At 69.5% G+C, this 11621-nt stretch carries 9 protein-coding genes and 2 pseudogenes; 2 read left to right on the top strand and 9 right to left on the bottom strand.

All coding sequences use genetic code 11. From position 1 onward, the window contains the following. Nucleotides 1–817: IS5 family transposase (locus ACN261_RS32425; protein WP_425853791.1), on the top strand; the 817-nt coding region annotated here is incomplete at its 5' end. Between the two features lie 84 nt (nt 818–901). Here the strand turns inward: ACN261_RS32425 and ACN261_RS32420 are convergent. The 3 genes and pseudogenes from ACN261_RS32420 to mobF all read right to left on the bottom strand — a co-directional run. Further along, nucleotides 902–1144, bottom strand: a pseudogene (locus tag ACN261_RS32420) (transposase); the annotation flags it as partial. Between the two features lie 198 nt (nt 1145–1342). Further along, a complete protein-coding gene (locus tag ACN261_RS32415; protein ID WP_425853790.1) occupies nt 1343–1597 on the bottom strand; it encodes a helix-turn-helix domain-containing protein in 255 nt (84 codons plus the stop codon). 168 nt (nt 1598–1765) lie between these two features. Next, on the bottom strand, nt 1766–6049 hold the full coding sequence (mobF, locus tag ACN261_RS32410; protein WP_425853789.1) for a MobF family relaxase: 4284 nt from the start codon (nt 6047–6049) through the stop codon (nt 1766–1768). Between the two features lie 207 nt (nt 6050–6256). Here mobF and ACN261_RS32405 point away from each other — a divergent pair, with 207 nt between their 5' ends. Then, a complete protein-coding gene (locus ACN261_RS32405; protein ID WP_425853788.1) occupies nt 6257–6685 on the top strand; it encodes a hypothetical protein in 429 nt (142 codons plus the stop codon). A gap of 11 nt (nt 6686–6696) precedes the next feature. Here the strand turns inward: ACN261_RS32405 and ACN261_RS32400 are convergent, their stop codons facing one another. The 6 genes and pseudogenes from ACN261_RS32400 to ACN261_RS32375 all read right to left on the bottom strand — a co-directional run. Continuing rightward, entirely contained in the window at nt 6697–7374 is a 678-nt protein-coding gene (locus tag ACN261_RS32400) for a hypothetical protein (RefSeq protein WP_425853787.1), read from the bottom strand. A 111-nt stretch (nt 7375–7485) separates the two neighbouring features. Then, the gene (locus tag ACN261_RS32395) at nt 7486–8127 is read right to left on the bottom strand and encodes a GGDEF domain-containing protein (RefSeq protein WP_425853786.1); all 642 of its coding nucleotides are present in this window, start codon (nt 8125–8127) and stop codon (nt 7486–7488) included. A 275-nt stretch (nt 8128–8402) separates the two neighbouring features. Next, nucleotides 8403–9305 (bottom strand): hypothetical protein, encoded by a 903-nt coding sequence (locus ACN261_RS32390; protein ID WP_425853785.1) that lies wholly within the window; start codon nt 9303–9305, stop codon nt 8403–8405. 482 nt (nt 9306–9787) lie between these two features. Beyond that, complete coding sequence (locus tag ACN261_RS32385) at nt 9788–10465, bottom strand: hypothetical protein (protein ID WP_425853784.1); 678 nt, start codon at nt 10463–10465, stop codon at nt 9788–9790. 232 nt (nt 10466–10697) lie between these two features. Continuing rightward, entirely contained in the window at nt 10698–11096 is a 399-nt protein-coding gene (locus ACN261_RS32380; RefSeq protein WP_425853783.1) for a hypothetical protein, read from the bottom strand. A gap of 312 nt (nt 11097–11408) precedes the next feature. Then, nucleotides 11409–11621 (bottom strand): annotated as a pseudogene (locus ACN261_RS32375) (IS1096 element passenger TnpR family protein); the annotation flags it as partial.

Below are 11621 nucleotides of genomic sequence, written 5' to 3'. Positions count from 1 at the left end.
CCCGTCTGACCTGACCGATGCCGAGTGGGCGTTCGTCGAGCCGATGCTGCCGTCGCCGCAGTGGATGGGCAGACCGGAGAAGCATCCTCGTCGGGCGATCGTCGACGGCATCCTGTACGTGGTGCGTACCGGCTGCGCGTGGCGGTACCTGCCGGTGGACTTCCCGCCCTGGCAGACGGTGTACTCCCACTTCCAGCGGTGGAACCGGCGGGGTGTGACCGATCGGATCCTCACCGAACTGCGGGAGCAGGTCCGCCTGGCCCACGACCGACAGCCGCAGCCCACCGCCGGGATCATCGACTCCCAGAGCGTGCGCGCCGCGGACACCGTGCACTCCGACACCCGTGGCTACGACAGCGGGAAGAAGGTCAACGGCCGCAAACGGTTCATCGTGACCGACACCCTGGGCCTGCTGGTGACCGTCTGGGTCCTGGCCGCGTCGTGGCAGGACCGCGACGGCGCGAAGGGCGCCCTGCTCGCCACCTATATGGCGACGCCGATCCGGCACGTGTTCGCCGACTCAGGGTTCGCCGGGCGTCTGGTCGACTGGGCCCGCGACATCCTGCGCACCACCCTGGAGATCATCCGCAAACCCGCCGACCAGCAAGGATTCGTCGTACACCGCCGCCGCTGGGTGGTGGAGAGGACCCTGGCCTGGCTCACCGCCCACCGCCGCCTGGCCCGCGACTACGAAACCCGCCCCGCCACCTCCGAGGCCATGATCCGCTGGGCCGCGATCGCCGGCATGCTCGCCCGTCTTACCCGAGGCGGACCCGCCACCCGCCAACAACGCCGCACCCTCAACACACCCGACTGACAGACATGCGAAACGCTCTCTGAGTCGGTTCTTGATGAACGCCTGGAGGTGGTCAAGGCCGGTCACGGCGAGGTTGCCGATGCTGCGTTTGAGGTGGGACCACACCGCCTCGGTGGGGTTCAGGTCCGGGGCGTGGGCCGGTAGCCGGATCACGGTCAGCCAGTCCCGGGCGTCGATCATCTGTCGCATGGCGACGGAGACGCGGGTGTTCAGGTTGTCCCACACGCACACGATCGGCCCGTCGAGCTGCTGGTGAGCGCCATCCAGCAGGGCGATGTAGTCGCGCTCGCGAAAGTTGCGCCGCTCGTTCTTACGGCCCCGGTGCACGATCGTGCGGTAGATGAACCGCGACCGCCGTCCGGGCCGGTAACAGGTCAACCCGGCGATCGAGACGCGCCCGGATCCTTTTGCCGGTGACCGAGACGACCGGGGTGATGCCGCGTCGTCCCCAGGTCCGTGCCTTCGGTGGGCGCAGCGTCTGGCCGGCCTCGTCTTCGAAGACCAGCCACGCCTGCCGCTGCGCCGCTACCGCTTTCCCGCCGGCCACGCCTCCCGCCGCCAGGTGACGATCGCCGCTTCGTCCCGCTCGACTGCACGATGCTTGGGCATCTGCACCGACCAGCCGAGCCGGTACATGATGTTCGCGGTGCCGCGCAGGGTGTACCGGGTACGGAACATCCCCGCGATCAGGTCCGACACCCGCGCCAGGGTCCACCGCTGATCAACGCCGAAGCCGTGCGCCACCGGCCCCTGCTCCAAGGCGTCGGCCAGCCGCCGCACCGCCTCACGCTTCGCCCGCCCCGCGCGGACAACCCACCGCCATCGGGATAACTCATCCCATCGATCTACCCCGACCCAACGTCGTCACGCAGACCACATCGGACGAACCTGACCATTCAAGATCTGTGGCGCAGTCGACGAAGATCACGTCCCTTTATCACAACGCTCTCAGTCGACGTCCGTCTCGGTGCTTTGGGGATCGGTAGTGCTGCGGTGTCGTGCGTCATGCGCGTGCTGACGGAGGTGTTCAGGCACGGGCCTGCTGTGAGGTGCTGGGCGGGTGTCGTGGACGGCCTGGATACGGGCCGTGGTGGCAGATACTGCACCGGCAAGATGACTGCTGCGACTGACGGCACGCCGGGCTTGTTCAGCAGCGGCAGCAAGCCCGGCGTAGCGCGTCGGAAGAGCCCCGTCATACCAGAGCTTCCATACGGCGTGGTCAGCCTCGACGCTGGCTATCCATCGGCTGAGGTCCAGAATCTGACGATCGGTAGCGTTGAGCTCCCCTTGCAGGTGACCTACCTGGATCGCGACCGTCGTGGCGTAGGCACTCAGGCTCTGCTGGGCCGCCAGTCTTCGAGCACGCGGTGCGCCACGATGCCACCAGCGCGGCTGCAACCGCTGGACGTAGCTGCCGGCAGCGTGCTGGTTCTCTTCGACGGTGACGAGTTGCTGCGCGAGGTCGTAGCGGTGGCGTTGGGCATCGGTGAGTGCGCGGTGACTGGCCCGCAGTTCATCGCCGACATACGCCGGGGCTGCGCGGTCAGTGGCGTGCAGTGCCGTGACGAGACGGGCGAGTTCAGCGTCGGACGCGGTGGTGAGTCGCCCGGCGAGGGTGGCGGCACCGAGGACGAGCCGGGCGCGGTGCCAGGCGTTCCATCGGGTGATGTCGTTGCTCGGCGGTTCGGAGCCGATGGGATGCGCGCTGCTGAGTCGGTAGGTGTCGCGGTAGGCGGCGACGACACCCGCCCGGGTGAGCCATTGGCGTCGGCCGGCGTCGTCGGCGGGGACGTCGCCGAGGGCGAGACTCCAGGCGGGCCGGGTTTCGGCGGTGAGGTGGGCGAGCGCTTTGCTGCGGCGGTCGCAGATCGCGGCCACCTGGTGGAGCGCATCACCGACGTCACCGGTGAGACCGTCGGGAAGCCGTTCGGTGTGGGTACGCCACTGGTCGGCGCGCTCGGCGATGGTGGGGTCGGCGGTGGTGTGCCGCATGAGCTGGTCGAGCCGCCAGCACAGGACGGCGGCGATGTCGTCGGCGGTGTCCAGCTCGCGCACACGCAGAACACGGCGGAGCAGTTCGTGAGGCTCGTGGCCGGCGGTGGCGTAGGTGGTGAGCTTGCTGATGAGCGCCGGCAGCGCGAGGTCGCGGCTGAGCTGGTCGGCGAGCGCGGGGCCGTGGAGCTGCTCGACGGTGGCGAGGTACGCGGGTAGACGGGCACGTGCGAGCAGGTCGTCGAAGACCGGGGTCCAGCTGTACAGCGCGTCGATGTCAGCCCAGAGTTGTTGTTCGGTCTCGGTGGCGGAGCGGTCTGGAATCACCCGGCGCATGATGTCGGCGAGCACGGCGACGCGGGCGGTCGGCGGGGCGGACGGTGTTCCCTCGCGCGGTTCATCGTCGGTGACGACATACGCCTCGTTGAGCGTGCGGGCGCGGGTGAGCATGACGTAGACCCGGGCCAGTGAGGTGTTGTCGTCGATGAGCGCGCGGGCGGTATCCACGGTCTGCCCTTGCGCCGAGTCGGCGGTCTGGGCGTAGGCAAGGTGGGTGTATCGGATGGTGTACGCGGCGGGTAGTACGGCGGCGGTTCCGGTCAGGACATTGGTGACGTGGAGTTGCCCGTCGTCGGTGATGGTGTCGATGCGCCACTGATCCCGGTTGGTGACGTAGTCGGGGCCGGCGGCGATCCGTCGGTCGTTGCGTCGGGTGACGATGATGTCCCCGACGCTGGCGGCGACTCCGTCGCGGAGGCGGACCGTCGGGCCGGGTTGGACGCGACCGGCGGCGATGAGCAGCGCCCGGGCGCGCTCCGCGACGGCGACAGCCTCGTCGTTGGTGTCAACGAGGATCATGCTGTGGTATCCGGAGGTGACGTCGGCGAGCCAGCGAGGGAGTATCTGGGCGATGAGGTCATCGCGGTGTCCGCCGATCAGACGTCCGCGCTCGTCGTATTCGGCGAGGACGGTGGGGTCGCCGCGGCGTAGCCGCAGGGATGCCGGGCCTTCCCAGGGGTGGGTGAACCGGTGCACATGGGTGAGAGAGCGGGTGACTCCGAGGGTGGCCAGGTAGCGCAGGAGCCCGCCGGGGCCGACGGCCGAGGTCTGTTGGGGGTCGCCGACGAGGATGAGCTTTCCGCGCACCTGGTCGAGTTGGACCGTGAGGCGGGCCAGGTCGTGGCTGGAGACCTGCGACGCCTCGTCGATGATGACCCACTGTCCGGGGGCGAACCGCCAGTCGCGGGTCACCGATCCGGGTGGTGGCCGACGCTGGGCGTGGAACCACCGGGCGATGTTTTCCGTACGCAGGGTGGTGCCGTCGGGTTGGCGGGTGGCGTCGGCGAGGAGGTTCGCGGCGGACTGGCTGGTGGTGAGGCCGAGCACGGGTACGTCGGCGCCGGCTGCAGCGGCGACGACGGCCCGTTGCAGATGTGTCTTTCCGGCTCCGGCGGGGCCGATGACGCCGGTGACGCGGCGGTCGTCTCCGATGAGGAAGCGCAGGATCTCTGCCTTCTCGTCGGTCAATTCGGCCTGGTCGATGACGGCGTCGATGACCCTGGCCGGTACGGGGCGTGCACCTCGTTGCCGGGCGTAGGTGATGACCTGTTGCTCGGCGGCGAGGACGCTGCGGGTGGTGAGGTGAAGGTCCCGGTGTCGGGTGTATTCGCTGTGCCGGTCACTGCCGCGTTGCAGGGCCGGTCCCCACTGCACGAGTGCCGGCGGGGTGAGGACCCGCAGGCCGGCGCTCTGCTCGGTGATGGCGGCGACGGCGAGGCGTTGGACCCGTCGCCAGTCGTCGGCGGGCGACTCGCCGGTCGTGATGTCGAGGACCCTGCCGATGGCCAGTTCGAGGTGGTCGAGGGTGAAGACGGCACGCTCTCGGCTGAGGGTGTGCACGGCGCGGGCGACGGCCATTCGGTCGTCGGCGCGGACGGCGGCGGCGAGGACTCGCGCGCGGTGAGCGGGCGGTACGCCCAGCCTTACGACGGCGTCGTGCAGCATCGCCTCATCGACTGCGTCCGGGGCATCCGCGGTACGTCGGGCCAGTTGGAGGACGCGAGTAGCGGTCACGGCGGTCGTGTCGCGGGCCCGGCCGGCGAGGAGTCGGCGGACTTGGCCGGTGGTGTCCAGGCCGTGCCTGCGGTCTTCAGCGCGCCACCGGCGTACGGCGTCGTCGGTCGACTCTGCGCCCCTGTGCGGTCGGCGGGTACGCAGGGTGGCATCCTGCGCCCGGGTCCGCCAGTGGCGTGAGGACATCCGGTGTTGCGGGTTCGCCTGCCGGCGGATCGCCTGGGTGATGGCGGTGCGGCGCTTGGCGTAGTGGCGGATGGACTCGTCGCTGATGCCGACGATCTCCCGGATGCCGGAGTCGGGGCGGGCTGCGAACGTGATCCCGCGTCGTCGGTGTAGCTCGACTTCGATCGCGCGTTCGTAGGCGACACGGGCGCCGATCGCTGCCCGGTAGAAGGCGCGGCCGTCGAGCGCGAGCCATTGGGTCGTCCCGTCGTGGGAGTGGGCGAGAATCTTGGCGCTGACCACGATGTGCGCGTGTAGTTGTGGGTCGCGTTCACGGCTGAGTCGGTGGTCGAAGACCATGGCGGCCAGGCCGGCGGTGTCGAGCTGGCGTACGCCACCAGCCCCGGCGCGGGCGTAGGCACCGTGTCGTTGCAGGTGGTCGAGCACCATGCGGACGCCGGCGTGGTGCGCCGCCATGACGTCCCGTTTGACTTCGGCGTCGCCGAATGCCCAGAGCAGCGACACGCTGTTGACCGGTGACACGGTGACGTCGAAGGCGGACACCGCCCTGCGTTCCGGTGCGGTCATGGCGTCGTGCCAGACCTTGTCGCGTTGTTCGATCGTCGCGTCGTTCGGGAGAGCCAGGAGCGCGCGCTGGGCGGCGGCAGCCCGGGTCGCATCGGTCTGCGGTGCGTAGGTGCGCCACCGCTGCCCCAGTTGGTTGCCGGATCGAGGGTGACGGCCCTGACCGACGAGGAACCGCATCTGTTCTTCGGCAACCGGGCCGCTCATGCCCAGCACGGCGGCACCGTCACCGGCCCACCAGCCGGGGCTCTCGCCTCGGGCGGTCGGGTCCACGTAGTAGGGGGTCGGACCGTTGTCGGTGGGGGCGCGCATGTCATGCCGGCCGGCCGCGACCTGCTCCATCACGTACCGGTATCCGCTGCCGGGCGAGATCCTCGTGATGGACAACATGCTGAAACCGTAGAAGATCAACTTCATTGCTGGGGGGAAGAATGCAAGAGGGTGTATCGCCTTGAGAATTGCAAAGTGCGGTTGTTCGGTTGTTGTCGCAGGTGGCAGGCGGTGCGGATTGTCCGAGTGGGAATCGAGGGTGGCTCCTGGGATTGCGGCTGCATTCGAACGAATTGGCAGATTCCTGTGGTGGAGGCTGTGTCGTTGACGATGGGTGGTCGTTACGGTCGTCGTATGGCGAGTAGAACGGGGAATGACGCGGTTCGTGCTCTTCGGGCGCGGCAGGAGGTGGAGCGGCGCGCGGTGCGGGCGGCCGAGCAGGCAGGGGCGGCGTTGGCGGACGTGGTGGAGCGGCGTCGTGAGGTGCTGGCGAGGCTCGACGGGGAGGTGCAGGAGGCGAGGGCAGCGCATGAGCTGTCGGTGGTGGTGTTGGCGACGGTGCTCCGTGACGACGGGTTGGCTGCTGAGTTGGCGGGTGTCGACGTGAGCAGGGTGCGGGCGCTGCGGCGTGGTTTTGACGGGAAGGTGGTGCGGGAGCGGATCGCGCAGACGGGGGCGGTGGTGTCGCGACGTCGGGGCCGCGCTCCGGCGGAGGACGCTGCACCACGCGTGGGTCCGGTGTCAGGTGGGGAGTCCTCCGCCGGTGCGGCGGTTGGTGGTTGACCGGTGTTCGGTCAGGTCATGTCGAGTCCGCATTCGGTGCACACCAGGACGGTGTGGTGGGCGAGCCAGCGGCTGGCCGTTTCGTGGGCGGTGCACTGCTCGGGGATTACGGCGGGCCAGGGTCCTTCGATGACCTGCCTTCCGGGGTAGACCCATAGCCGTTGGCGCGTCCCGTGGTAGGCGACGGGTGCGCCGGGGACGGGGCTGACGACGGGAAGGGTGTGCCGGTATCGCAGGTCGGTTCCGTCGATGTGGGTGGCGACGACCGGCGGGAACTCGCGGTGGACGGTGGTCCGGTACTTGTCGAAGTTGGTGAACCGGGGCGAGCACATTTCTGCGCGGTCGATGAGCGCGAGGGCTTCGAAGGGGAGTTCCTGGCGGTGGTGGTGGCGGGCCGCGTCGAGGTGTGCGGCGGCGCGGGCGTCGCGTTCGGCTTGGCGCTTGTCGCGTTGTTGGGCGGTGGTGCGGGGTGTGGTCAGGGTGTCGGGGTGGTCTTGGAGGTGTGCCGCGACGGCCTGCCAAATGGCCTTTCGGCCGTGGCGCGCGGTGAGGTCTTCCAGGTGTCCGTCGCTGAGGTAGCGGACGGTGTCGTTGATGGTGAGCCTCAGTGGCCCGGAGTGGTACGTGGCTGCCCAGTCCTGGCAGACGTGGACGATGATGACGCGTTCGGCGGGGCGGAGAGCGCTCACGGCGATGTCCTTTGCGTGTGAGGGAGAGCGGGAGCGGCGGTGTCCGGCGCGGTGGCGCTGATCCGCGTTGCCCGGCCACAGCACGCGGCCGGGCAACGTCGGGTCGGGGGCTTATCGGAAGCGCCGCCGGTCGTTGTCGGTGCGCGTGCTGAGGTCGGTCAGGTCTGGGTGGTATTCGCGGACGCCTCCGCCTGCCTGCTTGGCCGCGTACATGGCGGCGTCTGCCTGTGCCAGGAGTTCGGTTGGGGTCCGGTGGCCGGGGCCGGCGGCGGCGAGGCCGATGCTGGCGTGGCAGTGGAATGGCTGCCAGCGCAGTGTGATCGTTGCGTTGGCGAGCGCGTTGGCGGCGGCTTGGGCGCAGGAGCGGGCGGTGTCGGCGTCACCGTCGACGATGATGAGGAACTCGTCTCCGCTCATCCGTCCGACGATGGTTCGGGGTGGTGCGGCTCGGACGAGTGCGACGGCGACGTGGCGGAGGACGAAGTCTCCGGCGGCATGGCCGTATTCGTCGTTGACGTCCTTGAAACGGTCGAGGTCGAGTAGGAGCACGGCGACCCGGTGGGCGGGGTTGCTGAGCACGTGGTCGAGGTGGGCGAGCATGGCGCGGCGGTTGGGGAGGCCGGTCAGTTCGTCGTGGCGGGCCTCGTGGCGGGCGGCGGCCAGGTGGCCGCGTAGCCGCAGGCTGTACGCGATGAGCAGGAGGCAACAGCAACTCGTACTGAACAGGAGTGCGAGAGTGGCCGATCTCGGCATGGACTACTCCCTTGGCTGGGGTGTGTGGTGTTGGTGCGGGGTTCGCCGTCCCGCAAAAAATGTTGTTTCTATACAGCAACCTTGGTTGGTCGCTGGGCTGGTGCGTGTCGTCGACCAGGTGTTCACCGCGCGGGTGCCCGCTGCCGGGCCGGTGTGGTCGTCCAGCCACTCTGGGCGACCTTCGTTGGCGACGCGGCGTCCTCGAGGTGGAGGTTGGTCACCTGCGGGGCCCGGCGGTCGCAGTTGGTTCACCGCCGGGCTCCGCAGGTGGTGGTTCAGGTGGTCGGCTCTGTTATGGGCCGGACGCGGAGGACGTCGCCGGGCGCGATCCGTGCGGCCGGCTGTTGCGTGCGTAGGTCGACGATTGGGCGGTACGCCTTCGCCCAGAGCAGGTGCCACGGGTGTGCCGGGTGCCCGGCGCGGGCGCTGTCCGGGTCGCCGGAGGCGGTGGGGTTGCCTGCCTGGTCATCGCGGTATCTGGGCATCCTGCCGGCGAGCATCGGGCAGGCGGTGGCGCTGTAGGTGGCGCACTCGGCGTGCATCGGCGGTTCGGGGGCGATGAGACGGGCGATGTCGACGTCGCGCATGGCGAACACAAACGGTGAGTGGGTCGGCCGGCCGCAGATCTGGCAGCGTTGGTTGTGCAGGCATGCCATGAGGCGGTGCCCGTCGATTGCACCGAACCGGTAGCGGCCGTCCGGCATCTGGACGGTGATCCACGGTACGACGAGTCCGCCGATCGTGGGCCGGTGTAGCAGGGCGAGCGGTTGCCGGCTGTCGGTGCTCTCGTGTCGGCTCGGTTCTGGACGTTCGGGCAGGTTGCCGGTGTGTTGCTGCGTCGGGCAGTGCGACGGCGGGGCAGTTCTGGTGTCTTCCGGGGTGGTGAAGAAGACGTGGTGGTTCGAGTGTCCCAGGCCCTCCCGGTCGCGATCCGCCTGCAACGTGGCGTGCAGGTCGTCGGGGATGTGGGCGTACGGGCGGACGGCTTCGATGATCACGGCCGGGTCGGTGACCTGTTCGGCTGCTCCGAGGTGCAGGGGCGTTGCGCCTTCGGCGGTCTCGTCGTCGATGTCGGGGTCCGTGACGACGGCGAAGTACGTGCGCAGCGGCCGGTCCCAGCCGACGGCCACTTCGTGGCGCGCGAACTGCGGTAGGGGTGTGAGGTCGTGCCTGCTCATGAACCCTCTTTCCTCGGGTTTGTGTGGCGTCCGGAGGGGGTTCGCCGTCCCCTCCTGAACAACTATTATTATACATCATTACGGGTTTGCTCGCCTCTGCCGGCGGGCTTTTTCAGACGGTCATGATGTGCGGGCCCGCCGGCTGCGCCTCGGACGGTGCGGGGGTCGGCAGCTGATGCGCCCCCCACTTCTTTCGGCGGTGGGGGCGAGCTTGCTCGACCGTGGCGCGCGCAGTGGAGGTCAAGTTCGGGCGCGGGGTTTCGAGGAAAGATCATGCGGGGTGTGCATGATGTTTCCGAGCCGCGCCCGGACTTGACCGGAGCGAGCACGCCGCTAGCCTGTCCCGGCCCCACCGTTGGAAGGAGGGGTTTCGAACAGTGCGGCCGCAGGCCGCTTCCGGTTATGCGGCCCGCCAGGGCCGTGGCGGTGAGGCCGGATGGCTGTGGCGCGTACCGGCGGATGGGCTTGTGACGGCGGTGTGCTCAGGCGCCGCGCTCGTCGAGCATGGTCCACAGGGTTTTCCGCCGCCAGCGGAGCCGGCGGCGTCCACTCGGCCCGGTGCTCTGCTCGTCGGCGCGGTCCAAGGCCTGCGGTGGGAGGGCGTTGGGGTGGCTGTAGCCGAGCACCCGGGCGGCTTCGGCTCGTCCGACGAGTTCGTCCGGGTCGCCGGAGCGATCGGGGTGCCCGGCGGGGGTGCCGGCCGGACGGCCCGCAGTCGCTCTGGTGCCTCCTCTACCGATGCGGCTCTCGGCGATGGTCCAGACGGTGCTGCGCTTCCAGCGCCTGCGAATGCGCCCGCCGGGGGTCAGCGAAACGTCGTCGGCGCATTCCTTCAGCCGTAGCCACACCGGGTTGTTGCCGTGCAGGGCGCTGCGTTCCCGGTAGCCGAGGATCTGAGCTGCCGTGGCGGCGTCCACCAGCTCGTCGGGGTCGCCGGAGCGGTCGATGCTGGCCTGGGCGCTTCGGGTGACCTGCTCCGCCGGAGGCCGGTACCGGGTGATGTCGCTGCGGTGCCACGAGTGGCCGTCGTCCGCGCGGGACGGGAAGCCGGTGGTGGAGCGATCGTGGTACAGCCGGTCGAGGCGGCTGACGGAGATGCCGAGGATCGCTGCTGCTTCGGCCCGGTTGACGAGATCGGGGTCGGGGGAGCGGGTGGGCATGAGGTGATGATGCCGTACGCGCCGCGTGGTGGACCGGATGGCCGGGTGCCGGGTGGGTTGGCGGGTCACGTTGAGCAAGCGTGTGCAGACGCTGTCGTACGATGGCGGGCACGTGTCCGGCGGTGATGGCTCTTGGGGCCTGTGTGGCGTCGGACGCCAGGCGGCCGGGGGGAGTTCGCCAAACTAACCCCCCGGTCGCCGCCTGGATCGTCGCTGTGTGACTTCACCTGCCCTACCCGCCGGACCTCGTGGGATGCCGCGCGTTCGGTAGGCAGCGGCGAGCGGCGCGAGCCAGGACCCCGTACTGGGTGTCGCCGCTGGCGATCACCGTGCCGGCGGGCAGTCGGCGGGCGACGTATTCCTGGCGTTGGGTGTCCCAACCGCCGAGGCAGATCGGCGAGGGTTCGCCGACCAGTTCCCATCGTTCGCCGCTGGCGGTGGTGGCCCGGGTGTAGTGCTCCCGGGTGAGGCTCCATTGGCTTCCGTGGGCATCGAGCCGGAGGCCGTGCGGGTTGTTGTCTCGGAAGAGCCGCCATCGGCCGTCGCGATCGAGTATCCGCGCGAGGTCGTCATCCGAGTCGAGCGGACATGGGGTTGTCGGTGTGGGTCCGGTGTTCGGGCGGGTCGGCATGTGAACTCCCGTGTGGTTTGCTGCCGCCGGGGGTTCGCCATCCCCGATGCTACAATTACTATACACCATTATACTGGGTGCGGGCGGAACGTGCATGGTCTGGTGGGCGCGGAGTTGGCAGGGCGGGCCGGCCGCGGGGAGTGCCGTGGCACCAGGCCGGCCGGCCCGGCCGGTGACCGCGGGAGCAACGGTCCGGAGCGCGACGAACCGAGGACAGCAGTGTTCTCCGGGTTGAGTGCGGTGCCCGGAGCGCAAGTCCAGGCCGGCGTGCGGGTGGGCCACCAGGAGTAGACCCGGATGGCTGTGGTGTCGCTACCGGCTGCGTTCTTGCGGCCCCCACCACGGTAGGAGTGGCGGTAGGTCCGTCAATGGTCGGGACGGCGGTTGCGGCGGTGACGATTCGCTGTCGTCGGCGTCCCAACGCCGCCCGTACTGATCGGGAAGGTCACCCCAGCCGAAGTACGGCATCGGTTCGGCGGGCAGGACGCCGAACGTCTCCAGCGGGTCGATGCGGGACTCGGCGAC

The organism is Micromonospora sp. WMMD723 (genome assembly GCF_049863385.1).
Classification (GTDB): domain Bacteria; phylum Actinomycetota; class Actinomycetes; order Mycobacteriales; family Micromonosporaceae; genus Micromonospora; species Micromonospora wenchangensis.
Note: the sequence above shows the minus strand (reverse complement) of the source record. Positions and strands in the feature narration are given on the sequence as shown.

Excerpts from the sequence above, each read along its gene's own strand:
- mobF (WP_425853789.1), bottom strand. The coding sequence starts at position 6,049 with ATGAAGTTGATCTTCTACGGTTTCAGCATGTTGTCCATCACGAGGATC.
- ACN261_RS32405 (WP_425853788.1), top strand. The coding sequence starts at position 6,257 with ATGGCGAGTAGAACGGGGAATGACGCGGTTCGTGCTCTTCGGGCGCGG.
- ACN261_RS32395 (WP_425853786.1), bottom strand. The coding sequence starts at position 8,127 with ATGCCGAGATCGGCCACTCTCGCACTCCTGTTCAGTACGAGTTGCTGT.
- ACN261_RS32390 (WP_425853785.1), bottom strand. The coding sequence starts at position 9,305 with ATGAGCAGGCACGACCTCACACCCCTACCGCAGTTCGCGCGCCACGAA.
- ACN261_RS32385 (WP_425853784.1), bottom strand. The coding sequence starts at position 10,465 with ATGCCCACCCGCTCCCCCGACCCCGATCTCGTCAACCGGGCCGAAGCA.
- ACN261_RS32380 (WP_425853783.1), bottom strand. The coding sequence starts at position 11,096 with ATGCCGACCCGCCCGAACACCGGACCCACACCGACAACCCCATGTCCG.